22 protein-coding genes are annotated in these 25,755 nt (G+C 66.8%); 16 read left to right on the top strand and 6 right to left on the bottom strand.

The window, feature by feature from the left end; translation table 11 throughout:
- Positions 1 to 79 precede the first annotated feature (79 nt).
- Entirely contained in the window at positions 80 to 679 is a 600-nt protein-coding gene (locus BACI348_RS04005; protein ID WP_159824059.1) for a YdeI/OmpD-associated family protein, read from the bottom strand.
- 104 nt (positions 680 to 783) lie between these two features.
- On the opposite strand from BACI348_RS04005, the gene BACI348_RS04000 reads away from it, so the two are divergent.
- From BACI348_RS04000 to BACI348_RS03970, 7 genes are all read left to right on the top strand, one after another.
- Positions 784 to 1,515: a VOC family protein gene (locus BACI348_RS04000; RefSeq protein ID WP_159824058.1), complete on the top strand. Its 732-nt coding sequence runs from the start codon at positions 784 to 786 to the stop codon at positions 1,513 to 1,515.
- Positions 1,516 to 1,524: 9 nt separating this feature from the next.
- On the top strand, positions 1,525 to 2,064 hold the full coding sequence (locus BACI348_RS03995; RefSeq protein ID WP_159824057.1) for an NUDIX hydrolase family protein: 540 nt from the start codon (positions 1,525 to 1,527) through the stop codon (positions 2,062 to 2,064).
- 87 nt (positions 2,065 to 2,151) lie between these two features.
- The gene (locus tag BACI348_RS03990; protein WP_159824056.1) at positions 2,152 to 3,240 is read left to right on the top strand and encodes a DUF6707 family protein; all 1,089 of its coding nucleotides are present in this window, start codon (positions 2,152 to 2,154) and stop codon (positions 3,238 to 3,240) included.
- 60 nt (positions 3,241 to 3,300) lie between these two features.
- Positions 3,301 to 4,026, top strand: coding sequence for an SRPBCC family protein (locus BACI348_RS03985; RefSeq protein ID WP_159824055.1), 726 nt, complete (start codon positions 3,301 to 3,303; stop codon positions 4,024 to 4,026).
- Between the two features lie 33 nt (positions 4,027 to 4,059).
- Positions 4,060 to 5,349 carry a tRNA guanosine(34) transglycosylase Tgt gene (gene tgt / locus BACI348_RS03980; protein ID WP_159824054.1) on the top strand — a complete coding sequence of 430 codons (1,290 nt, stop codon included), beginning with the start codon at positions 4,060 to 4,062 and terminating at the stop codon, positions 5,347 to 5,349.
- Between the two features lie 35 nt (positions 5,350 to 5,384).
- Positions 5,385 to 6,134, top strand: a complete 750-nt coding sequence (locus BACI348_RS03975) for a dienelactone hydrolase family protein (protein ID WP_159824053.1) — start codon at positions 5,385 to 5,387, stop codon at positions 6,132 to 6,134.
- Positions 6,135 to 6,277: 143 nt separating this feature from the next.
- The gene (locus tag BACI348_RS03970; protein ID WP_236557417.1) at positions 6,278 to 7,228 is read left to right on the top strand and encodes a hydroxymethylpyrimidine/phosphomethylpyrimidine kinase; all 951 of its coding nucleotides are present in this window, start codon (positions 6,278 to 6,280) and stop codon (positions 7,226 to 7,228) included.
- On the opposite strand, the gene BACI348_RS03965 is transcribed toward BACI348_RS03970, so the two are convergent.
- Together BACI348_RS03965 and BACI348_RS03960 are read right to left on the bottom strand one after the other, a co-directional pair.
- Positions 7,161 to 8,909, bottom strand: a complete 1,749-nt coding sequence (locus BACI348_RS03965; protein ID WP_159824052.1) for a pyruvate dehydrogenase — start codon at positions 8,907 to 8,909, stop codon at positions 7,161 to 7,163. The genes BACI348_RS03970 and BACI348_RS03965 overlap by 68 nt on opposite strands.
- Positions 8,910 to 9,095: 186 nt before the next feature.
- Positions 9,096 to 10,490 carry an MFS transporter gene (locus BACI348_RS03960; RefSeq protein ID WP_159824051.1) on the bottom strand — a complete coding sequence of 465 codons (1,395 nt, stop codon included), beginning with the start codon at positions 10,488 to 10,490 and terminating at the stop codon, positions 9,096 to 9,098.
- Between the two features lie 250 nt (positions 10,491 to 10,740).
- On the opposite strand from BACI348_RS03960, the gene BACI348_RS03955 reads away from it, so the two are divergent.
- From BACI348_RS03955 to BACI348_RS03945, 3 genes are read left to right on the top strand one after another with little or no spacing between them, the layout of a single operon-like run.
- Positions 10,741 to 11,412, top strand: a complete 672-nt coding sequence (locus tag BACI348_RS03955) for a response regulator transcription factor (protein ID WP_159824050.1) — start codon at positions 10,741 to 10,743, stop codon at positions 11,410 to 11,412.
- Positions 11,409 to 12,860 carry a sensor histidine kinase gene (locus tag BACI348_RS03950; protein ID WP_159824049.1) on the top strand — a complete coding sequence of 484 codons (1,452 nt, stop codon included), beginning with the start codon at positions 11,409 to 11,411 and terminating at the stop codon, positions 12,858 to 12,860. Before BACI348_RS03955 ends, BACI348_RS03950 begins: the two co-directional genes overlap by 4 nt.
- Positions 12,844 to 13,842, top strand: a complete 999-nt coding sequence (locus tag BACI348_RS03945) for a TAXI family TRAP transporter solute-binding subunit (RefSeq protein ID WP_159824048.1) — start codon at positions 12,844 to 12,846, stop codon at positions 13,840 to 13,842. The genes BACI348_RS03950 and BACI348_RS03945 overlap by 17 nt, the downstream gene beginning before the upstream one ends.
- A gap of 34 nt (positions 13,843 to 13,876) precedes the next feature.
- Here BACI348_RS03945 and BACI348_RS03940 read toward each other — a convergent pair whose 3' ends face one another.
- On the bottom strand, positions 13,877 to 15,391 hold the full coding sequence (locus tag BACI348_RS03940) for an XRE family transcriptional regulator (RefSeq protein WP_159824047.1): 1,515 nt from the start codon (positions 15,389 to 15,391) through the stop codon (positions 13,877 to 13,879).
- Positions 15,392 to 15,545: 154 nt separating this feature from the next.
- On the opposite strand from BACI348_RS03940, the gene aceA reads away from it, so the two are divergent.
- On the top strand, positions 15,546 to 16,874 hold the full coding sequence (aceA, locus tag BACI348_RS03935) for an isocitrate lyase (protein ID WP_159824046.1): 1,329 nt from the start codon (positions 15,546 to 15,548) through the stop codon (positions 16,872 to 16,874).
- A 251-nt stretch (positions 16,875 to 17,125) separates the two neighbouring features.
- Complete coding sequence (gene aceB / locus BACI348_RS03930) at positions 17,126 to 18,778, top strand: malate synthase A (protein WP_159824045.1); 1,653 nt, start codon at positions 17,126 to 17,128, stop codon at positions 18,776 to 18,778.
- 233 nt (positions 18,779 to 19,011) lie between these two features.
- Here the strand turns inward: aceB and BACI348_RS03925 are convergent, their stop codons facing one another.
- Complete coding sequence (locus BACI348_RS03925; RefSeq protein ID WP_159824044.1) at positions 19,012 to 20,208, bottom strand: MFS transporter; 1,197 nt, start codon at positions 20,206 to 20,208, stop codon at positions 19,012 to 19,014.
- A gap of 138 nt (positions 20,209 to 20,346) precedes the next feature.
- Here BACI348_RS03925 and BACI348_RS03920 point away from each other — a divergent pair, with 138 nt between their 5' ends.
- Entirely contained in the window at positions 20,347 to 21,306 is a 960-nt protein-coding gene (locus BACI348_RS03920; protein WP_159824043.1) for a D-2-hydroxyacid dehydrogenase family protein, read from the top strand.
- On the opposite strand, the gene BACI348_RS03915 is transcribed toward BACI348_RS03920, so the two are convergent.
- On the bottom strand, positions 21,280 to 22,494 hold the full coding sequence (locus BACI348_RS03915) for an ROK family transcriptional regulator (RefSeq protein ID WP_236557414.1): 1,215 nt from the start codon (positions 22,492 to 22,494) through the stop codon (positions 21,280 to 21,282). The genes BACI348_RS03920 and BACI348_RS03915 overlap by 27 nt on opposite strands.
- A gap of 197 nt (positions 22,495 to 22,691) precedes the next feature.
- Here BACI348_RS03915 and BACI348_RS03910 point away from each other — a divergent pair, with 197 nt between their 5' ends.
- Genes BACI348_RS03910 through BACI348_RS03900 form a run of 3 tightly spaced genes read left to right on the top strand, consistent with a single transcriptional unit; the run spans position 22,692 to position 25,755 of the window.
- Positions 22,692 to 23,447, top strand: a complete 756-nt coding sequence (locus BACI348_RS03910; RefSeq protein ID WP_159824041.1) for a sugar phosphate isomerase/epimerase family protein — start codon at positions 22,692 to 22,694, stop codon at positions 23,445 to 23,447.
- The gene (locus tag BACI348_RS03905) at positions 23,444 to 24,598 is read left to right on the top strand and encodes a Gfo/Idh/MocA family protein (RefSeq protein WP_159824040.1); all 1,155 of its coding nucleotides are present in this window, start codon (positions 23,444 to 23,446) and stop codon (positions 24,596 to 24,598) included. The genes BACI348_RS03910 and BACI348_RS03905 overlap by 4 nt, the downstream gene beginning before the upstream one ends.
- Positions 24,595 to 25,755, top strand: coding sequence for a Gfo/Idh/MocA family protein (locus tag BACI348_RS03900; protein ID WP_159824039.1), 1,161 nt, complete (start codon positions 24,595 to 24,597; stop codon positions 25,753 to 25,755). Before BACI348_RS03905 ends, BACI348_RS03900 begins: the two co-directional genes overlap by 4 nt.

Below are 25,755 nucleotides of genomic sequence, written 5' to 3'. Positions count from 1 at the left end.
CCGCCCCCGGATCAGGAGGCGGCATCAGCGCAAGTGAACCATCGATCCTACTCGGCCAGCCGCCAGGACCCAATTACTGTTACGTCCCGGCCGGACGCTTTTTCTGCGGGTACGGCGTTTCCCCGCGGGCCAGCATCTCCACCAAGCCGGCAATTTTCCGTTCCCGGGTGGCAGCCTGCTTGACCGAATTGGTGCGGTAAATCAGGGCGAAGCGGTTGGTTTTGGTAAGGACGTCGAACATCGCCTGGGCCGCCGGAACAGCGGCGATGGCGGCGGCCAGATCGGCCGGGACTTCGGCCGTGGCCTGCCCCTCATACGCCTTGTCCCAGCGGCCGTCTGCCTTGGCGGCATTCACCGCTGCCCACCCTGCATCGGTCATCCGGCCCTCGGCCTCCAGCCGCGAAATGTGCGTCACGTTCCGGGCGGACCACATGCTTTTGGGTCCGCGGGGCGTCATCCGCTGCAGTGAACTTGCCCCGTCACGGCCCTTGCCCTGGCCGTCGATCCAGCCGAAGCACAGCGCCTCGTCCAGCGCCGCCGCGTAGTCCAGCTCCGTGACGTTTCCGCCCTTCTTGTGCAGGATCAGCCACACGCCGGGGCTGGTCTGGTGGTTTTCCTCCAGCCAGCGGCGCCAGGCGGCAGCATCCGGCACCAGCAGTTCCTCGAGTTCAACAGCCATGGCCCCATTCTGCCTGTGACCGGCACCGGTACAAGCCCTCCCCGGAGGACACGGGCCGTGGCACCATGGGCTTACGCCTGCTCAAGCGAAGAAAAGGAATGATCATGCTGCGTGTCCGTCCGCTTCATTTCACGTCCAGGATCGATGTCTGGGAGCTGCTGCTCGCTGAGTTGGGCATGGTCCGCAGCGAAAATGAGCCCGGATGGCAGGTCTTCGATGCCGGTTCGGGACGCCTTGCCCTCCACGCGGTGCCGGACGGGGCAGCCGAGGACGGAACCACAGCATTCGCAGTGGAGGTGGGCGACCTTGCGGAGTTCACCCGGCGGACCAACCTCTCGGCGCAGGATGACGGGACCACCCCTGCGGAAATCATCACGGCGGACCACGGCGAAACCTGCCGGATCACAGCACCGGACGGCTTCACTTTCCTGGCCGACAAAGCCGCCCCCACCGGGGGCGCGGAGGCTGACCAGGCCCTGTCCGTCGTCGGGGTCTGGTTCACGGAGGATACCGCCTCGGCAGCCCGGACGCTGAGCCACGTTGGCGCCCGTCCGCGCCCCGTGCCGGACGCCGACGAGACAGCCGATTTCACCGCCAAGAACGGTGGCGTCATCCTGGTGCGTCCGGCCGCAGGCCCGCCCCGCTCCGGTATTGGTTTTGAGTACGACGGCGGCCTGGAACCGCTGCGGGCGCGCCTCGCCTCCGCGGGGTTCGAGGCAACGGTAACGGAGGAGGCCTTTGGCAGCACGCTCCACGTGGCCAACCCGGATGCCGGGTCCGGCGCGGCCCACGTCCCCACCACGGTATGGATCTCCGAGCACCGTCCCATGGGGTAGAACTTAAGCATGAACGTGCGCACACCTGACCCGAATCCCGGCTGGCTCTCCGAAGAAGACCTTTTTGAGGCGCGCGGGCGGTTGCCCATGGTGTACGTGGAGGCAGTGCCGGTGCGGCTTGATCCGCTGGGTTTCGTCAACGAAGTCGGAACCCTGCTCCAGGCTGACGAGGACGGCACCATGGTCCGTTCACTGGTGTCCGGGCGCGTCATCTACCGCGAAACCATCCGCGCCGCCCTGCTCCGCCACATGGAAAAGGACCTCGGCCCGCTCGCCTTCCCGCAGCTGCCCATCAGCCCGGTCCCCTTCACGGTGGCCGAATATTTCCCGGCCCCGTCCCAGACCGGCTTCACGGACGACCGGCAACACGCCGTGTCCCTGGCCTACGTCATTCCGGTGACCGGCGAGTGCGAACCCCGCCAGGACGCCCTGGAACTGACCTGGATGACCCCCGAGGAAGTGCTGAGCCCCGGCGTGCAGCTGGAGTTCACCGGCGGCCGCGGCGGCCTGATCCGCCAGGCGCTGGCCTTCGCGGGCGTGGGCTTCTGACACCCTCGGCTGCACCCGGCGTCCCCGACTTCCGGCGCCCTCCTTTGTAGACTGGAGGGCGGACCGCAAGAGAACTTAAGGACTCCCATGACCGAAACACCAGCCGCCCGGAACTACAGCGAACAGCAGGCTGGATCTCTGACCACCGGCAGCCACATCCTCCTGCCGGACGGTGAGCGGACAGCGGAAATCCGCCAGGTTGAGCTTGAATCGGACGATTTCGGTGCACCCGCGCTGGTCCTCGCCAGCCTGTCCGGCGGGGGCACGTTGCGGATTGCCGTGGGCACGGCCGTGACGGTGGTGGACACCGCGTTCGACGGCGTCACGCAGCTTCCGCTGCCGGCCACCCCCCTTGAGGTGGCTGGCCCGGCCGGGGAGACCGGCCCTGCCACCGAGACCGGCGCTGCCAAGGAGGCTGGCCCCGCCCCGGAGACCGGATCCCTTGAGGAGGCCCGGCTGGAGCAGCCCGGCGAAACGGCGGCTGCGGCACCTGCCGCTCCCGCCGTCGTCGTCCCTCCCCTGCCCCCTGCCCCTCCCGCTGCCACGGGCCCCGGTGAGGAGGAACTCGCCCTGATCCCGGCGCCCAACGGCACCCCGGAATCCGTGGTGGAAGCGGCAGCGGAAGCCCACCCGGATGCCGAAGGCGTGCTGCTGCTGGCCGACCGGCTGGCGAAGGGGGTCAACGTCAAGTCCGGCAGCTGCCTCAAGGACCTCAGTGACCTCGCCCACGAACTCTTTGTCACGCTCAAGGATGCGGACAGCTCACTGGCTGTCGCGGACCTGCTCAACGTCCTGCCCTACGACGGGAACCCCGGCCGGTGGGCCTCCGTGGAAGCCTCGCTGGCGCTGTCCAGCTACATCTGCCGGCAGAACGGCCAGGAGGAGCGTGCCGAGGTCTACGAAAAGCTGATCCGCACCCCGGAAAACCAGGAAACGGACCCCTTCAAGGCGCGGATGGCGGCGAAAGTCAGGCAGCGCTCGCTCAACGAGCCCAACCTGTACGACAAGGAAATCTTCCGGTCCATCGACAACTCCAACCACGATGCTGAGCGGGAATGGCGGCTCCTGCGGCTCGAATCCCTGCTGTTCCTCCGGGCGCACGGCGGCTCGGAAACCATCGGGACGGGCGAACTGGAGCGCCGCATCAGCAACGAACTTGAGGCCGTCCGCTCCTGAACGCCGGCGGGGACAAATGCCCCCTACCCGGCGCATGGCCCGCGTTGTAGATTCGGGGCTATGACTAACAATCTGAGCGTTGTAATCAATGCTGACGCGCCGCAGGTCTGGACAATGCTGCGCGAACCGTCCAAGGTGGCCCAATGGCACGGCTGGCAGGCCGAGGACCTGGACGCCGAGATCAAGCAGATCTACTTCTCCGGGGACGAAGAGGAAGCGCCGGACCATACCAGCTTCACGGTCCACGGCGGCGACGTCTTCGAACTGCATCCCGAGCCCAACGGAACCCGCGTCAGCATCACGCGGGCAGCGCTGGACCATAATTCGGAGTGGGCCGCCTGGGACGAGGACATCACCCAGGGCTGGCTGACCTTCCTGCAGCAGCTCCGCTTTGCGCTCGAGCGCCATCCGCACGGCAAGCGGCACACGCTGTTCCTGCAGGTGCCTGGCGGGCCCGGCTCCGCGATTGAAAAGCTGGGCCTCTCGGACGTCCCGGCCCCGGGCGAGGACTACCGGCTCCGGCTGGCCACCGGCGAGGAGATCTCCGGGAAGGTCTGGTTCCGGAGCAACCACCAGGTGGGGTTGACGGTCCACGGATACGCGGAGCACGGCGATGGCCTGCTGATCGTTGCCGACCAGCCCAGGATTGAGGATGTGCGGCCCGACGGCGGGTCCCTGGCGATCATTTCCACCTATGACCTGGGTGCCGCGAAGCTTGAGGAGATCCGCACGTCCTGGGATTCCTGGCGGGCTGAGAACTACCCCACATCCGAACCGGTGAGCTAAGGAGCCTGCCCCTTTTGCTGGCACACTGGTACGGTGCCAGCCGATTCCGCCCTGCCCGCCGACCAGTCCGCTTTCTCGTTCACGGTGGGCACCCGCCTGGGTGAATCGTGCACGCCGCCGGCCGCGCAGGTGGACCGCAACGGCGGTGATTTCCTGGGCCGCACCGGCACCATCACCACCCCGCATGGTGAGATCCGGACGCCGGCGTTTATCGCCGTCGGAACAAAAGCCACGGTGAAGGCGGTCCTGCCGGAATCGATGGCGGACCTCGGCGCGCAGGCCCTGCTGGCCAACGCCTACCACCTCTACCTGCAGCCGGGCGCGGACATCCTCGATGAAGCAGGCGGCCTTGGCGCCTTTATGAACTGGTCCGGGCCCACGTTCACGGACTCGGGCGGGTTCCAGGTGATGAGCCTGGGATCGGGGTTCAAGAAGGTCATCGATATGAAGACTGTTACTGCCGCGGGCGCACCCGGCCCGGACGACGCCGTGGCCCCCGGCAAGGAGCGGCTTGCGCACATCGACGATGACGGCGTCTGGTTCAAGTCGCACCTCAACGGCGACAAGCACCGGTTCTCCCCTGAGATCTCCATGCAGGTCCAGCACCGGATCGGCGCGGACATCATGTTTGCCTTCGACGAGCTGACCACCCTGCAGAACTCCCGCGGCTACCAGGAGGAATCACTGGAACGCACGCGGCTGTGGGCCGAGCGCTGCATCGACGAGCACTTCCGGCTGACCGCCGAGAGGGTGGGCAAGCCGTACCAGGCCCTGTTCGGCGTGATCCAGGGTGCGCAGTACGAGGACCTCCGCCGGAAGGCCTGCCGGGACCTCGGCGCCATGCCCTTTGACGGCTTCGGCATCGGCGGTGCCCTGGAAAAGGAGAACCTGGGCACCATTGTCCGGTGGTGCAACGAGGAACTGCCTGAGGACAAACCGCGCCACCTTCTGGGGATCTCCGAGCCGGACGACATCTTCACCGCCATCGAAAACGGTGCCGACACCTTTGACTGCGTCTCCCCCACCCGGGTGGCCCGGAACTCGGCCTTCTACACGCCGCAGGGCCGCTTCAACCTGTCCGGCGCCAAGTACAAACGCGATTTCGGCCCGCTCCAGGACGGCTGCGACTGCTACGCGTGCCAGAACTACTCGCGGGCCTACATCCACCACCTGTTCAAGGCCAAGGAGATGCTGTCCGCCACCCTGATCTCCATTCACAACGAGCGGTTCGTGGTGAAAATGGTGGACGATGCCCGGCTGGCCATCGAGTCCGGCACCTTCTTCGACTTTAAGGCCGAGACCCTGGGCCGGTATTACTCCTGAGTAGAATCCCCGGCCGGTTCGGATATCCTGAGCCAATGCCCATTCAAATCGCTGCCGCAGAAGGCCCCGCCGAGGCCCTGGTGGCCCGTCCGTCCACCGGTACCGGCCCGTTTCCCGGCGTCATCCTCTACATGGACGCGTTCGGCCTGCGCCCACGGATCCAGGACATGGCACAGCGGGTGGCCGACTGGGGCTACATCGTGCTCGCCCCGAACGTCTTTTACCGGGAGGGCAAGGCCGCCGAGCTCGCTCCGGCCACCGACATGACCACGCCGGAAGGCAGGGAGGCCGCCGGCAAAGCCGCCTTCCCGCGGGTGGGGCGCCTCACGCCGGACAAGGCCGTGGCTGATATTGATGCGTGGGTCAAGGCGCTCCGTGCGGTGGACGGAGTGGCGCCGGGTCCGATCGGCGTCTTCGGTTATTGCATGGGAGCCAGGCTTGCAGTGCGCACCGCCACCGCCCGGCCGGATGTAGTGGCCGCGTGCGGCGGCTTCCACGGCGGCGGTCTGGCCACTGACGCCCCGGACAGCCCGCACCGCGGACTCGGCAACGCCCGTGCGCGGTTCGTGTTCGGCCACGCCGACCACGACCAGAGCATGGCCCCTGAGGCAGTGGCCCGCCTGGGTGAGGCGCTCCAGGCCGCGGGCCTGGAAGCTTCGAACGAGATCTATCCCGGCGCGTCCCACGGCTACTCGATGGCGGACACCTCGGCCTTCAATGCGGAGGCTACCGAGCGTCATTTCCGCGAGCTGCAGGCGCTGCTCGACGCCGCGCTCAAGGGCTAGGACCGGCGCGGCCCGGAGCACAGGGACACCCCCCGCCCCGCAGCTGACGTCTTGGTGCAGCTGGAGCCCTGAACGCAAGGGGTCCGGCCCCGCTGTTCAGCCACACAAAGCGGGCGTCCGACGCCGGATGGCAGGATGGTGCCATGACTTCCGTTTCCGCCGATATCCAGTCCCCCGCAGCAGCTCCCGCCGTCGTCCTGACGATCGCCGGCTCCGAAGCCACCGGCGGCGCCGGTGCGCAGGCCGATTTGAAGACGTTCCAGGAGCTGGGGGTCTTTGGCATCGCCAACCTGACCTGCATCGTGTCCTTCAACCCGAACGACAGCTGGAACCACCGCTTCGTGCCGGTGGACCAGCAGGTGATCGCCGACCAGCTGGAGGCGACGACGGCGGCGTACGGTCCGTCGTCGGGCGCACCGTCCGTGCTGGACACGGTGAAGATCGGAATGCTGGGCAGCCCGGCCACCATCAGCACCGTGGCTGCCGCCCTCGACGGCGGCCGGTTCCGCAACGTGGTCCTGGACCCGGTGCTGATCTGCAAGGGCCAGGAACCCGGGCTCGCCCTGGACACGGACCAGGCCCTGAAGGCACAGATCCTGCCGCTGGCCACCTTCGTGACGCCGAACCACTTCGAGGCGGAATCCCTGTCCGGCCTGCAGATCACCGACGTGGAATCCCTGAAGGCGGCGGCCGTCCGCATCCATGAACTGAGCGGGGCTGCGGTGCTCGCAAAAGGCGGAGTGCGGCTGGAAGGCCCGGACGCCGTCGACGTTTTCTACGACGGCGAAACCCTCGAGGTCCTGCGCGCGGAGAAGGTGGGCGAGGTGGCCGTGTCCGGTGCGGGATGCTCCCTTGCGGCCGCAGTGACTGCCGAGCTGGCCAAGGGCGCGAGCCCCCTGGAAGCCGCCCGCGCCGCGAAGGACTTTGTCACGGCCAGCATCCGCAACCGCGTGGCCTCCGGCGCCCCCTTCGATGCCCTGTGGCAGGGCGGCCCGCGCCAGGCAGGAGCCGCCCCGATCCTCCTGCCTAGCGCCGGGGGATGTTGCGCAGGTTGCTGCGGGCCATGCTCACAGCCTCCCCTGCACCACGGTTGAGCACCACTTTGGACATGGCGGTGGCGAAACCGATCACCTGCGAGCCGGAGATCTTGGGCGGAATGGACAACGCCTGGGGGTCCGTGATCAGCTCCACCAGTGACGGGCCCGGGTGCGCGAACGCCTCCCGGTACGCCGCCTCGACCTGCCCGGGATCAGTCACCCGCACAGCGTGGAAGCCCAGGGCCTTGGCCACTTGCGCGTAGTTGGTGTCCGGCACGTCCACGCCGAAGTCCGGGAGGCCATCCACCAGCATCTCCAGCTTGACCATGCCGAGGGTGGAGTTGTTGAACACCACCACGTTGACCGGCAGCTTGTAGGCCGCCAGGGTGATGAGTTCCCCGAGCAGCATGGACAGGCCGCCGTCACCGGAAACGGAGATGACCTCGCGCCCCGGGTAGGCCAGTTGCGCACCGATGGCGTGAGGCAGGGCGTTAGCCATCGAGCCGTGCAGGAAAGACCCGATCAGGCGGCGGGTTCCCAGCGGGTTGATGTATCGCGCCGTCCAGACGTTGCACATGCCGGTGTCCGCGGTGAAGATGGCGTCCTCAGCGGCCACCTGGTCCAGCAGCGAGGCTGCATACTCCGGGTGGATGGGCTGCTTCTTCTCCACGTTGCGCGTGTACGCACCCACGGCCTTGTTCATCAGCCGGTCGTGTTTCTTCAGCATCTGGTCCAGGAAGCGGCTGCTCTTTTTGGCCTTTACCAGCGGGATCAGTGCGCGGAGCGTGGGCAGCACGTCACCGTGCACGGCAATGTCGACGTCGGTCCGGCGGCCCAGGCGATGGGCTGCCCGGTCCACCTGCGCGGTGCGGGTGTCCGGCAGGAACTGGTCGTACGGGAAGTCCGTGCCCAGGAGGATGAGCAGGTCGGCGTCCTCAATGCCCTCGGCTGCAGCCCCATAGCCGAGGAGGCCGGTCATGCCGATGTCGAACGGGTTGTCGTACTGGACAAAGTCCTTGCCGCGCAGCGAGTGGCCCACCGGTGCCTTGGCCAGCTCGGCGAGCGCCATCAGCTCGGTGTGCGCCCCCGCCACGCCGGCGCCCGCGAAGATGGCCACCTTGCCGGCGTCGTTGATCGCATCCGCAAGCGCCTGCACGCTTGCGTAGTCCGGTACCAGGGCGGCCGGCCGGAAGGTGGCAGGCGCCGGGGTATGGACCGTGGCCTCCAGCCCGGCAATGTCACCGGGCAGGGTGACGACGGCGACTCCCCGAAGTGCCACCGCGTGCTGGATGGCACTGTGCATCACCCGCGGCGCCTGCTCCGCTGTGCTGACCAGTTCGGAGTAAACAGAGCACTCGTTGAACAGCCGGTCCGGATGAGTCTCCTGGAAGTAGCTGCTGCCGATCTGCTTGCTGGGAATGTGTGAGGCAATGGCCACGACCGGGGCACCGGAACGGTTGGCGTCGTAGAGCCCGTTGATCAGGTGCAGGTTGCCAGGCCCGCAGGAGCCGGCGCACACCGCAAGCCTGCCGGTGAGCTGCGCTTCGGCCGCTGCGGCAAAGGCTGCAGCTTCCTCATGGCGGACATGGATCCAGTCGATGCCACCCTTCGCTGAGCCTCCCGTTTGCCTGACGGCGTCCACGATCGGGTTGAGGCTGTCCCCCACGATCCCGTAGATCCGCTGCACCCCGGCAGCCCTGAGTTGTTCGACAAGCTGGGTGGCAAGTTCCTTGGCCATGGGTGCAGACTCCCGCGATGGTGGTGGTGTGCTGACATTGCCCAATATAGCCCTCGCGCCCCGTGGCCAGCCGGGACCAGGATCCAGGAGCATTCGGCAGCCTCAACAAAAGGAGGCGTACGACGCCGGCCTGGCAGCCGCCGTCGTACGCCTCCTTGGGAGCCAGGCACCTTAGCGCCGCCCGGACTAAACGCCGAGGGGATCCTTGTCCTTGCCGCCGCCCTGTGGTGCCTGTTCCCAGGCGTGGCCCTGTTCGTCGTCCAGGTGTGTGGTCTTCTTGTTCTTCAGAGCGAAGATGTAAACCACCAGCGAAATCGCGATGGCCCCCGTGACGTAGGTGAAGAACAGGTCCTCCCGCTCCGCCTTCTGCAAGGCCGCGCCGATCAGCGGCACGGTACCGCCGAAGAGCGAGTTGGCGATGGCATAGCCCAGGCCCACGCCGAGGGCGCGGATGGAGGCAGGGAAGAGCTCAGCCTTCACCAGCGCGTTGATGGAGGTGTAGCCGCCCACGATCACCAGCCCGCCCATCATGAGCAGGAACGCGGTGAACGGATCCTTGGTGCCGGCAAGGGTGGACAGCAGCGGCCAGGTGAACAGCACACCGGTGATGCCGAACCAGAGGAGCAGGGGCTTCCGGCCCACCTTGTCCGAGATGATGCCATAGACCGGCTGCAGCAGCATGAAGATGAACAGGGCCCAGAAGTTGATCACGGAGGTGTCGGTCTTGGCGATGCCGGAGGTATCGTTCATGAACTTCAGGATGAAGTTGGTGTAAGTGTAGAAGGCCACGGTGCCGCCCAGGGTGATGCCGATGCAGACCAGCAGCGGCTTCCAGTAGCCTGTGAACAGCAGTTTGAGGGTGCCGGGCTGGGCCTGGCCTGCCGTTGCGGGAGCCTTGGCGGCGTTGATCTGTTCGGCGGAGACCGTTTCCTCCATGGAGCGCCGCAGCCACAGCACCACGAGCGCGGCCACACCGCCGATGGCAAACGGGATGCGCCAGCCCCACTCGTTCAGGTCGCCCTTGGGCATGATGTTCTGCAGGATCACCAGGACCAGCAGGGCCAGCATCTGGCCGCCCACCAGGGTGACGTACTGGAAGCTGGAGAAGAAGCCGCGGCGCTTGCTGGTGGCTGCCTCGGACATGTAGGTGGCGCTGGTGCCGTATTCGCCGCCCACGGAGAAGCCCTGGATCACGCGGATGAGTACCAGCAGGATCATGGCCCACAGCCCGATGACGTCCTGGGTGGGCAGGATGGCGATCCCGAAGGAGCCGGCGGACATCAGCGTGACGCTGAGGGTCAGTGCCGCCTTGCGGCCGTTGCGGTCCGCATACCGGCCGAAGAACCAGGCCCCGATGGGCCGCATGAGGAACGACGTCGAGAAGACGGCCATCGCTTCAAGGCCCGCCTGGAGCTCATCCTTTGAGTTGAAGAAGTGGGCCTGGAAGTAGGCGGCGAAGACGGTGTAGACGTAGAGGTCGTACCATTCCACGAGGTTGCCGGCGGATCCCTTCAGGATGTTGCCCACCGCCCGCCGGGTTTGGGCTGCCTCCGACAGGGGCGCGGTTGGTTGGGTGCTCATCGGTGAGGTCCTCCTTGTGGTGACATCGGCCTCCAACGCCGGAGGACCTCATCCACGGTATGGGTGATCCAGTGCACAACCAACGTGGCGGGGCATTTCCTAACACTTCCTTAGGTTTTGCCGGCGATGACCTCCCCCGGCTCCCGGACCACCGCCCCAGACCGAAATGTGGGGCAAAACTGCCGGGCAGGCGGTAGTCTCCAAAAGGCGGGGACGATCCGGGAACCGCACAACGGCAAGGAAGATGGCAATGGACGTGCTGATCGTCGAGGACGACGACGCCATGGCCGGCGCCCTGACCGCCGCCGTGGAAAGCGCCGGCCACCACGCCCAGCGGCTGTCCCGCGGCGCGGACGCGCTGCTCTCCCACCGGAACTTCCAGGTGATCCTCCTGGACCTTGGCCTCCCCGACATGGACGGTCTGGACGTCCTGCGGAAACTCCGCCAGGTCACCGACGTTCCCATCCTGATCCTGACGGCACGCGACGACGAACGCAGCGTGGTGCTCGGGCTGCGCTCCGGGGCGGACGACTACCTGGTCAAACCGGTCAAGCTGGTGGAACTGCTGGCACGTATTGAAGCGGTGACACGGCGGGCCGGGCGGGCCGGCGGTGTTCCGCAGGAGGACATCATCGTTTTGGAAGACGTTGCGGTCGACCTGAACCGGCGCACTGCGGCCAAAGGTGGCGCACCCCTCCCCCTGACCGCCACGGAATTCGAACTCCTCGCGCTGCTGGCACGCCACGCCGGCTCGGTGGTCACCCGGGAACAGATCCTGGACGCCCTGTGGGGCGACGCTTTCCTGGCGTCATCCCGGTCGCTGGATGTCCACCTCACCGGGCTGCGGGCCAAACTGCAGAAGCCCGGCTTCATCATCAATGTCCGCGGCGTGGGGTACCGGGTGGAGGCGTCCGGCGCATGAGGCTGCGGGTCCTGGGCGTCCTCAGCGTGCTCTGCCTGGTGGTGGTCTTCCTGATTTCGGGCACCATCCTCACGTCCGCCTCCCGCGAGCTGACGCAGGAGCTGCAGATCAACCGGGCTGCGTCGCTGAACCGGTTGGCGCAGGTGGCTTTTGATGCTGCCGGCGACGGCGATAACGTGCGCCTGCAGCGGGAGATGGACACGTATGCCGCGCTTTACGGTGAGGGCATTGTGGTCCGGGTCCAGCAGGACACCCTGGAATCCGGGGGTCTTCCCGCCGAACGGCCCGATGTGCAGAATGCCCTGTCCCTTGCCCGGCTAAACGTCAGCGGCACTTCGCTGGAGCCGCTGGAGCCCTTTGGCACTGACTCCCATGTCATCTTCCGGCCGTTTGGCAGCGCCAGCCAGGTCCTGGGTGCTGTGGTTCTGGACGTCCATGCGGACAAGGCGCAGCAGAAGCTTCGTGAGCGGTGGCTTTTGGTGGGCATTGCTGCGCTGGCGCTGGCCGCGGTGCTCCTGGTGGCGGCTGCCCGGGTCACGGGATGGGTCCTGCGGCCTGTCCTTCGGCTGGACTCGGCCGTGCACGAGCTGGAGCGGACCGGGCGGACCGGCCGCCTCCCGGAGGACGGTCCCCCCGAGCTGCGGGAACTGAGCCGTTCCTTCACGGCCATGGCCAGGACCGTGAGCGCCAGCATGGCCGCGCAACGGCAGCTGATCGCGGACACCTCGCACCAGCTGCGGAACCCGGTGGGTGCGCTGCGGCTGCGGCTGGACCTGCTCCAGCTCGAACTCAAGACTGCGCGGGAACACGATGCAGCCGAGCAGGCGATGGCGGAACTTGAGCGGGTCGAAGAGATCCTTGACGGCGTGCTGAAGCTCGCGGCCGCGGAACACCGGGCATCCGAAGGCTACCTGCGTGCTGCCGTCCGCTCCGCTGACCATGCGCCGGCCCAGCCGGTGGACCCTTATCCGATCCTCCAGGGGGAGGTGGAACGCGCCGCACCACTGGCGGAAAAGGCTGGCTGCGGGCTGGTCCTGGCTCCGCCGCCGCGCCTCCCGGCCCTGGTTGCCTGCCACCCGGAAGAGCTGGCCCAGATGGCCGGCGAACTCCTGAACAACGCCGTCAAGTATGCGCCCGGCGCCATCATCAGGGTTGCGGTGCGCCCGCACCGGGGCCGTGTCACAGTGGAGGTTTCCGACGACGGTCCGGGGCTTTCGGACGCGGAGCTCACCTCCGCAACCAGCAGGTTCTGGCGGTCCCCGCGGCACTCCTCCGTCCCGGGTACGGGACTGGGCATGACCATTGTGGAGGAGCTGGCCGCAGCCAACGGCGGACGGCTGGTGCTGTCCAAGGCGGCTCCGCACGGGTTATCGGCCCGGATCGAGTTTTCCGCATCGGCTTTCATCGTTGTGGCGCCGACGTCCAGCGAAGGTGGTCCCCTTGCGTGAACCCGCCACCCCGCCACCCCGCCGGTCCGTGCTCAAGTCAGCTGTCGCCGTCGGACTTGCAGGGTTTCTGCCGCCGTCCCTCGGCGCCTGTACCGGCGGCGGCCGGCCGGAGAGCCTGACAGTGGCCGGCGGTGAACCCGGCGGGTTTTATCTGGAGTTCTCCACCCTGCTGGCGGCAGCGCTGGAACGCCACGGCGTTGCGCGCCATGCCATGGCGGTAGCCACCGGAGGGAGTCTGGACAACATCGAGGAACTCCATGCCGGCAGGGCCGCTTTTGCCGTCGCCCTGGCCGACGCGGCCGTCCAGCCGGGGGCGGGAGCGGAGATCGCCGCGGTGGGGAAGGTATACGAAAACTACGTCCACTGCGTGGTGCGGAAGGACAGCGGCGTCCGCGACATTTCCGGGCTGGCGGGACGCCGGGTTGCTGTGGGCCAACCGGGTTCGGGCACATCGCTGACCACTCCCCGGCTGCTTGAGGCCGCCGGCCTGGGCACCTCGGCGGATTCGGCCAGGCCCACCGCCGGAACAGCCACCGTTGAACATCTTGGCCTGAATGACGGCATCGCCGCCCTCAAGGCCGGAACCGTGGATGCCCTGTTCTGGTCCGGCGGGGTTCCCACGGCTGCCATTGCCGCGGCTCAGCAGGAGGTGGCCCTGGGACTTCTGGACCTGTCCGGCCTGCTGCCGGAACTTCGACGGCGGTACGGCGGGATGTACGACCGGGTCCTGATCCCGGACGGCAGCTATTCCGACGTGCCGGCGGTGTGGACGGTGGGTGCCCCCAACCTGCTCCTGTGCCGCAAAGACCTCGATGATGGCACGGTGGAGCGGACGGTCCAGCTGCTGGTGCACTCGGCCGCGGAACTGATCCCCCAGTCCACCCTGGGCGTCCAGTTCCTCAGCGCGGAGAGCCTCATCAACACCGCCGGCGTCCCCCTGCATCCCGCCGCCGCCAAGGCGTACCGGGAGCTGCACGGCTAACCGGGCCGGGAGCGGGCGACGCTGCCACCCCCGTTTAGGTCCCCGAGTGGGCCTGCAGGAAGCTGTACACCTCGGTCTCGTCCACGCCGGGAAAGGCTCCCGGGGGCATGGCGGCCAGCAAGTGGGAGTGGGCGCGGGCGGAGGGCCAGGCGTTGCCGGCCCACTCGGATGTCAAGGACTCAGGCGGGCGTTTGCAGCAGGTGGGATCCGGGCAGTTTGAGGTAGCCCGCGCCGTCGTCTCCCGCCCGCGGAACCACTTCACATGCTGGTACGGCACCCCGATGCTGAGCGAGAACTCCCCGCTGGCCGAGCGTTCGGTGCGGGCGGTGCACCAGTAGGTTCCGGACGGCGTGTCCGTGTACTGGCTGTAGGCGCTGAACTTGTCCGGCACATCAAACACTGCCCGCGACGTCCACGCCTTGCATGACGGCTGCCCCTCGATGGCGCCGGTATGGTCCTGCGGAAAGTTCACGCCGTCGTTCTCATACGCCTTGTAGATGATTCCGCTCTGGTGCGTTTTCTGGAAATGCGTGGTGATGCCCAGATGCTTCGTGGCCAGGTTGGTGAAGCGGTGCGCCGCGGTTTCATAGGAAACGGCAAACGCGTCCCGGATGTCCTCAACCGCGATCGCCTTCGCCGTCTTGGCTTTCTGCAAAAATTCGACGGTTGCCTGTTCGGGGAGGAGAAGGGCAGCAGCGAAATAGTTGGTAGCCACCCGCTGCGCGAGGAAATCGCCGTAGTTCCGGGGAGTTTCGTGCCCCAGAACGTAGTGGCCCAGGGCCTGCAGCAGGACAGAGCGGGGATCGTGGTCCTGCCGCTGGCTCTGGGTCAGGTAAATTCTGCGGTTCTTCAAATCCGTCACGGACCGTGTTGAGTGCGGCAGATCCCCTACATGATGGAGGGTGAAACCGAGGTGTGCGGCGATGTCCGCGATCACGTGCTGGCTCAGCGGCCCGGTGGTGTAGCCCACCTCTTTCAGGACCTTCTGCGCCTCCGCCTCATACTCCGGAAAATAGTTGCCACGCTCCCGCATCATGGCCCGCAGTTCACCGTTGGCCCGGCGGGCTTCTTCCGGGGTAGCCACCTGCTCGTTCATCTTGCGTTCGAGCTCCTGCAGCAGCCCCACCTGGGCCTCCAGCACATCGAGCGGAAGCCGTGAGCTGATGCGGATTTTCGGCAGGTTCAGGGACTCATAGAGGGGCCCGCGCTGGTACCGCTCGAGCTCGATTTCCAAGGCGGCCCGGCGGCTGGGAGGTTCAGCCCCGAGCAGTTGATCGATGCTTACGTTGAGCGCGGACGCCAAGTGTTGGAGGAGGCCGAGTTTGGGTTCCCGCTTGCCATTTTCAATCAGGCTCAGCTGGCTCGGTGCTGTTCCGACGGCGGCACTCAGGCCTTCCAGGGTAAGCCCCGCCTGTTTGCGGAGGTGGCGCACGCGGCGGCCCAGTGAGATGACGTCCAGTTCCGCCACCGTCCCCGGGGACGGCGTCTGCAAAACTTCCCTGTTCCAGCTTGAAGGCGACATTTTTGAAGAATACGTGAAGAAGTGCATTTCTTTCCAGAGTTTTTGTCTAGAAAGCCGGTTGCAAATGCAGAAAAGTGGTGTTCACGGAAAAGTTACACCGCACCGGGGTAGCTGGCCGGGACTGCGAAGAAGCAGGCCCGGCCAGCAGTAAACCGCCGGAGCTCAATCGAGGAGATCAACGATGACTGCAGCATTTGAGCCCACCCAGCAGCCGTCCGGCCAGGACACAACACAGCAGGCCGCCGCCCTGGAGCTTGAGTGGGCCGCCAATCCCCGCTGGGAAGGTGTGACCCGGGACTACTCAGCTTCCGACGTCGTCCGTCTCCGTGGCCGCGTCTCCGAAGAACACACCCTGGCCCGCCGCGGCTCGGAGAAGCTCTGGAAGCAGCTCACCGAAGAGCACAAGTCCGGCGGCTACACGAACGCCCTGGGTGCGCTGACCGGCAACCAGGCCGTGCAGCAGGTCAAAGCCGGGCTGCGGGCCATCTACCTCTCGGGCTGGCAGGTCGCCGCGGACGCCAACAACTCCGGCCACACCTACCCGGACCAGTCCCTCTACCCGGCCAATTCGGTCCCCACCGTGGTCCGGCGCATCAACAACGCCCTGCTCCGGGCCGACCAGATCGAGTTCTCCGAAGGCGTACAGACCGTCGAGGACTGGCTGGTCCCGATCGTCGCCGACGCCGAGGCCGGCTTCGGCGGTCCGCTGAACGCCTACGAACTCATGAAATCCATGATCCAGGCCGGCGCCTCAGGTGTGCACTGGGAAGACCAGCTCGCCTCCGAAAAGAAGTGTGGCCACCTCGGCGGCAAGGTGCTCATCCCCACCCAGCAGCACGTCCGCACCCTGAACGCCGCCCGCCTCGCAGCCGACGTCGCCGGCACGCCGTCCGTGGTCATCGCCCGCACGGACGCCGAGGCAGCCACCCTGATCACCTCGGATGTGGACGAACGCGACCAGGAATTCATCACCGGTGAACGTACCGCCGAGGGCTTCTACAAGGTCCGCAACGGCATCGAACCCTGCATCGCCCGCGCCAAGGCCTACGCCCCCTACTCGGACCTGATCTGGATGGAAACCGGCACCCCGGACCTGGAACTGGCCCGCAAGTTCGCCGAAGCAGTCAAGGCCGACTTCCCTGACCAGATGCTTTCCTACAACTGCTCGCCGTCGTTCAACTGGCGCAAGCACCTGGACGACGCCACGATCGCGAAGTTCCAGCGTGAACTCGGCGCCATGGGCTTCACCTTCCAGTTCATCACCCTGGCCGGATTCCACGCCCTGAACTACTCGATGTTCGACCTCGCCCACGGCTACGCCCGCGAGGGCATGAGCGCCTACGTCGAACTGCAGGAAAAGGAATTCGCCTCCGAATCCCGCGGCTACACCGCAACCAAGCACCAGCGCGAAGTCGGCACCGGCTACTTCGACGACATCTCCACCGCGCTCAACCCGAACGCATCCACCCTCGCACTTGTCGGATCGACAGAAGAGGGCCAGTTCCACTAATTTCCGCCCAAGGTGAGCCATTCGCCTCGCTCACCAATGAGGCACGACGGCGGCACGGCCTCAGCGTGACGTCGCCCGGCCCGGATGGGGAATCCGGAAGCGTGCGTAAAGGGGCCCCGTCCCCGGCGTCGACCAAGCTCTGCGAGGTCCTACGCCGGGGACGGGGACAGCACGCGGAGGATTTCCCATCCGGGCCCACCCAGGCAAGTACCGCCGTCGAACTTCCTTTTTTGTCTTTAAGGAGACTTCAGATGAACAGCTTCACCGATAGCTTCACGATCAACGGCATTACACTCACCGCGCAGCCCATGTGCCGGCAGGATGAGGTTTTGACACCGGATGCGCTGGGGTTCGTTGCCAAGCTGCACCGGGCCACTGCGGAACGCCGGCAGGAGCTGCTGCAGGCACGAAGGACCCGCCGCGCCGACATTGCCGCCGGCCAGGACCCGCGGTTCCTGCGGGAGACCGAGCACATCCGCAACGACCCGTCCTGGCGGGTCGCTCCCCCGGCGCCGGGCCTGGAAGACCGGCGGGTGGAGATCACCGGGCCGGTGGACCAGAAGATGACCATCAACGCCCTGAACTCCGGCGCCAAGGTGTGGCTCGCGGACATGGAGGATTCCTCCACCCCCACGTGGCGCAACGTGATCAAGGGCCAACTGAACCTCACCGACGCCTTGGAACGCCGCATCGACTTCACCAGCCCTGAGGGCAAGGAATACAAGCTCCGGCCCGCCGGCGACCTGCCCACCATCGTGGTCCGCCCCCGCGGCTGGCACCTGCCCGAAAAGCACATGCTGATCGACGGTGCCCCGATCGCCGGCGGCATCGTTGACTTCGGCCTGTTCTTCTTCCACAACGCCCGCCGGCTGCTCGCCCAGGGCAAGGGCCCGTACTTCTACCTGCCCAAGATCGAAAACCACCTCGAAGCGCGGCTCTGGAACGACATCTTCATCCTCGCCCAGGACCTGCTCGGCATCCCGCAGGGAACCATCCGCGCCACCGTGCTGATCGAAACCATCACCGCAGCCTTCGAAATGGAGGAAATCCTCTACGAACTGCGGGACCACGCCGCCGGCCTGAACGCCGGCCGCTGGGACTACATCTTCTCCCTGATCAAGAACTTCCGGACCCGCGGCCCCCGCTTCGTGCTCCCTGACCGCGGCCAGGTCACCATGACCCAGCCCTTCATGCGCGCCTACACCGAACAACTGGTCCGCGCCTGCCACAAGCGCGGCGCCATGGCCATCGGCGGCATGGCAGCAGCCGTGCCCAACCGCAAGGACGAGGCAGCCAACGCCAACGCCCTTGAGAAGGTCCGCGCGGACAAAACCCGCGAAGCAAACGACGGGTTCGACGGCTCCTGGGTGGCCCACCCCGACCTGGTGCCCGTCTGCCGGGAAGTGTTCGACGGCGTCCTCGGCGACAAGACCAACCAGCTGGACCGGCTCCGGGAGGACGTCACCCCGGACGACCGCGCCCTGATCGACGTGGCAGCAACCACCGGCACCATCACCGAACAGGGCATCCGGAACAACATCGAAGTAGGCATCCGCTACATCGAATCCTGGCTCCGCGGCAACGGCGCAGTGGCCATCCACAATCTCATGGAAGACGCCGCCACCGCCGAGATCTCCCGCTCCCAGCTGTGGCAGTGGATGTTCGCGTCGGCCATCACCGACCACGGCGAAATCATCACCCACCACTGGGTCGAGGAACTCCTCGACGAGGAATTCGCCCGGCTCGAACGCTTCGACGGCGACCGCTTCGAAGACGCCCGCGACATCTTCGAAGAAGTCACCCTCGGCAACGACTTCCCGTCCTTCCTCACCCTCCCCGCCTACGCCCGCTACCTCACCGAAGCCCGTGAACAGGCCACCGTTGAGGAGCTCGCCGCAGCCTGAGCAAGAACTTCCGTCTGCCGGGCCGGCATGCTCTTCGCAACAGGCGCCTCCGAAATCCGGAGGGCCGGCCCGGCGACGGAGCACCACCCTCGAACGCTCTCTCACTTGATGTGCCTAATACACCGACGCTCTCTCACTTTCCTGAAGAAAGTGAGAGAGCGTCGGTGTATTTGTTGCAGGATCTGAGACAGCGTCTGTGCACCGCAGGGAAAAGCCCGACGGCGGCCGTCGCCTTAGCGGCCCTTCGGTACCCGCCGCACAGAGAGGGTGGCCGCGACGAAGAACGTGAGCACCGAGGCCAGGATGACCAGCAGGGCCGGCGTCCAGGAACCCGAGACGTCGTGTATGTAGCCCACCAGCGGAGGAGCCACGGCGCCGAAGCAATAGCCAAGCCCCTGGACGGTCGCGGACATCCTCCCGGCGGACACCTGGTCCCGGGCCAGCTTGATGATGGCGATGAAGATCAGGGTGATTCCGCCGCCCTGGGCCACACCGCCAAAAACGGACCATAGCCACCACAGCCCGGGGACCAGCAGGAGGCCGGCGGGCACCGATGTCCACAACACCCCCAAGATGACAGCCGCCGTCGTCGTACTGAAGTACCTGGCCGCGAAAGGAACACCCAGGCCGCCCACAATGGCGAACACCTGGAACACCGAGGAACCCGCCCCCGCCGCGGAAGCGGACATCCCCAGTTCGTCATTCAGGTAGCTGGGCAGCCATGCCGTGACGGCGTAGTAGGAGAAGGCCTGACCTGCGAACGCCGCGGTGAGCCCCGCAGTGGTCCAGCCCGAGCCTGCCACCGCCGCCGGTCGCTGCCCGTCCGGCACCGCAGCGGCGGAGGGCACAAAGGCCGCACGGAGCCCGACGGCGAGCACCCAGCACACGATGGCCGCAACCGCCAGGAGCGCAGTAGACCCGAGCGCGAGCTGCCAGGAAGTGAGTTCGGCAAGGGGTGCCGTGACCATCGATGTCAGGAAGGACCCGACGTTCAGCGCGGCTGTGTAGACGCCCATCGCGGTCCCTTGCCGCAGCGGCGGAAAGTCGCGGCGGATGATGAGGGGAACAGCGATGTTGCCAATGGTGATGGCCAGGCCGATGACCACCGTCCCGGCCAACACGAGCGCAGGGCCGCCGGCAGACCGGATGATGACCCCGGCCAGAACCCCCAGGATGGTGAGGGTCACCGCGAATTCGGCACCATACCCGCGGGCCACCAGCGAGGCGAGGGGTGCCGCCAGCGCAAAGCACAGGACCGGAATGCTGGTGAGCAGGCCCAGCACTACCGGCGTAAAGCCGAGGTCCGCCTGCATCACATCGACCACCGGCGCTACGGCCACGAACGGGCCTCGGAGGTTCAGTGCCAGCAGCCCGATGCACGCCAGCAGGATCCACGTGTTCGGAATCCGGGCCAGGAACCGGCCGCTCACCAGCGGGGAATGGGGGTTGAGACTTTTTTCATCACCCTCATTGCTATCACGGGCTTTGCGCGGGGCTGTCCCCGGTTGCCGCGCCGTCCTGCCATACGATGAATGTCACTGCCGCGGAACGGGACGAAGGACACAGACATGCAGCACCGGCTTGCCATCCTTGACGACTACCAGGACGTGGCCCACGGATTCGCAGACTGGTCCTCGCTGGAGGCCGACGGCGTCACGGTCACCACGTACCGCGAGCCGTTCAGTTCGCCGGAGGCACTGGAGTCCGCCCTGACCGGCGCCACTATCGTCGTTGCCATGCGGGAACGGACGGCGTTTCCCCGTGAGGTCCTCGAAAAACTGCCTGCCCTCCAGCTCCTCGTCACTACCGGGATGGCCAACGCCTCCATCGACGTCGCCGCCGCCACGGACCTCGGCATCACAGTCTGCGGCACTCCCGGCTCCCCCACCGCCGCACCGGAACTCACTTGGGCCCTGCTCCTGGCCACCGCCCGCAACATCCCGGCGGAGGACTCCTCGCTGCGCGCCGGGGCATGGCAGCACACGGTGGGATTCGAGCTCGCGGGCAAAACCCTCGGTGTGGTGGGCCTGGGCAAGATCGGCCGCAGGATCGCCGCTTACGGCCAGGCCTTTGGTATGGACGTGCTCGCGTGGAGCCAGAACCTCACCGATGAGGCCGCCGCCGAGGCGGGGGTGCGGAAGGTAGCCAAGGAGGAGCTTTTCCGGAATTCGGACGTCGTCAGCCTCCACCTGCGCCTGTCTCCCCGGTCAGAGGGCCTGGTGGGCGAGCCGGAGTTGAGGCTGCTGGGTCCCAACGGCATTCTGGTGAACACCGCGCGGGGGCCGTTGGTGGACCAGGACGCCCTGGTCCGGGCTCTCACGGAAGGCTGGATCGCCGGGGCGGCGCTGGACGTCTTCGACCACGAGCCCCTCCCGGCAGGCCACCCCCTCCTCACTGCTCCCAACACCGTACTGTCCCCGCACTTGGGGTATGTGACGCGGGAGAGCTACCGGGAGTTCTACGGCGGTGCGCTGGAAGACGTTAAGGCCTGGCTCGCGGGGTCACCCGTGCGCGTGATTTCGGCCTAGAAGTCCCTGACCGGCTGCCTGCAGCGTTGCCTCCACAGCAGCAGGGGACAGCACATGCTGCGTCACCATCTGGCTGGCGCCAAGGATGGCAGTCCTGTCACCGGCAACGGACAAAGAGATCCGCAGGTGGGCGGTGGCCAGGGGCAGCGAGCGCCGGTACACCACTTCCCGCACGCCGGCCATGAGGTGCTCTCCGACCTGGCCCAGGCTCCCGCCGATCACAATGACGGACGGGTTGAGCAGGTTGACCACCGTGGCCAGTACGTCCCCCACGTCCCGTCCCGCCTGGCGGAGTACCTGGATGGCCTGCAGGTTCCCCTGCGCCACAAGCCTCAGCACGTCACTGCCCTTGGCGGCCGCCACGCCCTGCCGGTTCAGTTCGGCTGCCAGGGCGGGGCCCGATGCCATGGCCTCCAGGCACCCGTAGTTGCCGCACCGGCATAGCACATCGTCCCCGCGCGGGACCCGCACATGGCCAAGGTCACCGGCAGTGCCGTTGGCACCGCGCTGCAGGGTACCGCTGCTGATGATCCCGGAACCAATTCCGGTAGCCACCTTGATAAACAGGAAATTGCTGTGCTCGGGCCAGTGCGCGGTCCTTTCCCCCAGCGCCATGATGTTCACGTCGTTGTCCACCAGCACGGGAACCGGCAGCGAGCGCCGGACATAAGCCACCACGTCGAACCCGTCCCAACCGGGCATGATGGGCGGTTTGACCGGCCGTCCCGTGGCGTGCTCCACGGGCCCCGGCAGGCCGATGCCGACGCCGGCCACATCACCGGCAGCACGTCCGGCTGCTTTCAGGAGCGACAGTCCCTCTGCCAGCACGCGGTCCAGCACCGCCTCCGGCCCGGCCGCCACGTCCTGCGCCAGCCGCTGCTCGGCAAGAACCTCGCCGCTGAGGTCCGTGACGGCGACGATCACGTGCGTGGCCCCAATATCCACCGCCAGCACAACGCGCACGGCGGGATTAAAGGCAAAGCGCGACGGCGGCCTTCCGCCGCTCGAGGTGGCCTCCCCCGCAGGGCCCACCAGCCCGCAGGCGAGGAGGGCATCGATCCGTGACGCCACCGTCGACCGTGCCAGCCCGGTGGTGAGGGCCAGTTCAGCGCGGGTACGGGCCCTGCCGTCACGCAGAAGCTGGAACAGCACGCCGGCGCCGCCTTGCGCGGGGGCAGGCTCAGGCATGGCGCTCCTCCCGGCAATGTTGGTCATAGGACATAGATAGCACGGCCACTTCTGCATGTCACGCTACCAACTTTTGCTTGACGGGCAGCAAAAGTCATCCTAGCGTTGCTGTAGCCGAAGAGTTGTAGCCGGGCCCACTCCCGTCCGAATCCGGACACAAGGCCGTGTCCGGGAACGTCCAGAAACCAGGAGACAGCATGTCCTACTCGCTCCAGCTCTACACCCTGCGCGACGCCGTCGCGCAGGACCTGCCCGGCACCATCAAGAGGGTCGCAGAGATCGGCTTCACCCAGGTGGAGCCGTACAACTTCGTCGCCACCGCTCAGGAACTCGGCGAGGCGCTGCGCGAAAACGGGCTGACGGCACCCTCCGGCCACGCCCCGCTGCTGAGCCAGGACCAGGACCAGATCTTCGCTGCCGCCAAGGAACTGGGCATCACCACCGTCATCGATCCGTTCATTCCGGCCGAACGCTGGCAGTCCGCCGAAGACGTGCAGGCCACCGCTGCCGCGCTGAACCAGGCGGCAAAGAAGGGTGCCGGGTACGGCATCCGCGTGGGCTACCACAACCACCAGTGGGAGCTGGAGTCCACCGTGGCGGACCGGACTGCCCTGGAGTATTTTGCAGACCTGCTGGATCCGGAAGTGGTCCTGGAGGTGGACACGTACTGGGTGGCCGTCGGCGGACAGAATCCCGTGGACATCCTGACAACACTCGGGGACCGGGTGAAGTTCATCCACATCAAGGACGGCCCCCTCACCACCGACACCAAGGCCCAGCTTCCGGCGGGGCAGGGCAAGGTTGCCGTGCTGGACGTCATCTCTGCAGCCAGGTCGCTGGAAGTGGGCGTGGTGGAGTTCGACGACTACGACGGCGACATCTTCGAGGGCATCAGCCAGAGCCTGGCCTTCCTGGAGGAATCCGGCGCTTCATCTGCAGGAGCCCAGGCATGAGTACCCCCGCAACAACGGCCTCCGGTCACACCCCAACGGGCAGGGGCCCGGTTGGCGTCGCCGTCGTCGGCGCCGGAAACATCAGCAAGCAGTACCTGGACAACCTCACCGTGTTCCCGGACCTGAAGGTGCATGTCATCGCGGACCTCTTTGAGGAAGCCGCCGGGGCACGGGCCAAGGAGTACGGCATCCCCGAATGGGGCGGGGTAGACAAGGCCCTGAGCCATCCCGACGTCGAGATCATCGTCAACCTGACCATCCCTGCTGCCCACGTGGAAGTGGCCACCGCCGCCGTCAACGCCGGCAAGCACGTCTGGACCGAAAAGCCCTTCTCGCTGGACCGCGAATCCGGCCTGGGCCTGCTCAAAACCGCCGACGCGGCAGGACTCCGGCTCGGTTGCGCCCCGGACACGTTCCTCGGCGCCGGCCTGCAGACAGCGCTGCGGATCATCCGGCGCGGCGATATCGGCACCCCGCTGACAGCGATGACCACGTTCCAGACGTCCGGCCCGGAATCCTGGCACCCCAACCCGGCGTTCCTGTTCCAGCACGGCGCCGGTCCGCTGTTCGACATGGGCCCCTACTACCTCACCACGCTGATCCAGGCCTTCGGCTCCATCCGCAAGGTGGCCGCCGTCGGCTCCAAGTCCAGGGACGTCCGCGTCATCGGCTCTGGTCCCAAAGCCGGTGAAGACTTCGTGGTGGAAGTGCCCACCCACGTCTCCGCCATGGCCCAGTTCGAGTCCGGAGCCTCCTCCCACAGCGTCTTCTCATTCGAGTCCCCCCGCCAGCGGATGGGTTTCGTGGAGATCACCGGCACGGAGGCCACCATCTCGCTGCCGGACCCCAACTACTTCGACGGCGACGTCAGACTCTGGCGGGCGGGCGATGAGGACTGGACCACCATCCCCTCCACCGGACCCGCCAATGGCCGCGGCATGGGAGTCCTGGACATGGCCCGTTCCATCCGCGCCGGGGTCCCCCACCGCGCCACCGGCGACCTCGCCTACCACGTCCTGGACGCGATGGTGTCCATCAACGAATCCGTGCAGTCCGGCACCTTCGTGGATGTGGCGAGCAACGCCCCGGCATCACAACCCATCCCCGAAGACTGGTCCCCCGAAACACTGACGCTGGGAGAAGGCGCATGAGCAAGAAAATAAACCAGAGCCCCCTGGGCGTGGCCATGATCGGCTATGCCTTCATGGGCAAGGCCCACTCGAACGCGTGGCGGAACGTAGCCAGCTACTTCGACGTGCCGGCCTTTGAGCAGAAGGTCCTGGTGGGCCGGGACGCCTCCGCCGTCGCCGAAGCCGCCGCCAAGTACGGGTGGCAGGAAACAGCCACGGACTGGCGCACTGTCATCGAACGCGACGATATCCACATCATTGATATCTGCGCGCCGGGCTGGATGCACGCCGAAATCGCCGTGGCCGCCCTCGAGGCGGGCAAGCACGTACTGCTGGAAAAACCGCTGGCCAACACCCTCGCCGAGGCTGAAGCCATCACCGCCGCCGCACAGGTGGCACGGGCCAAGGGCGTGCAGTCGATGGTGGGCTTCAACTACCGCCGCGTCCCGGCCCTGGCCCTGGCAAAGGAGCTCATCGCAGAGGGCAGGCTTGGCGGGATCCGGCAAGTCCGCGCGGCGTACCTGCAGGACTGGCTCGCCGACGAAACAGCACCCATGACCTGGCGGCTGAAGAAGGAGACCGCCGGTTCAGGGGCACTGGGCGACATCGCGTCCCACGCCATCGACCAGGTCCTCTTCCTGCTCGGCGACCAGGTTACCGAGGTCTCGGGCCGGCTGCAGACCTTCGTGGACCGGCGGCCCGGTGCCGACGGGCTTGAAGACGTCACGGTCGACGACGCCGCCTGGGTGACGCTGGCCCTGGCCTCCGGAGCAATCGCCTCAGTGGAGGCCTCCCGGGTAGCCACGGGCCGGAAGAACTCCCTGCAGATCGAGGTTTACGGCGACAAGGGCGCCCTCCGCTTCGACCTGGAGAACCTCAACGAGCTTCAGTTCCTGGACGCCACGGCGCCCGCACGCGAGCAGGGCTTCCGCCGGATCGTGGTCACCGAACCCGGGCACCCGTACCTGGACGCGTGGTGGCCGCAGGGCCACATCATCGGCTGGGAACACACCTTCACGCACGAAGTCCGCGACCTCCTGCTGGCCATCGACGGCGGAACCCAGCCGTCGCCGTCGTTCGAGGACGGCCTGGAAGTCCAGCGCATCCTCGCTGCGGTGGAGGAATCCGCGGCCGCCAAGAGTGCCCTCATCCAGCTGACCACCACTGAAGGAGCCTGA

The sequence above is a fragment of the Arthrobacter sp. 9AX genome (assembly GCF_902506095.1).
Taxonomy (GTDB): Bacteria; Actinomycetota; Actinomycetes; order Actinomycetales; family Micrococcaceae; genus Arthrobacter.
Note: the sequence above shows the minus strand (reverse complement) of the source record. Positions and strands in the feature narration are given on the sequence as shown.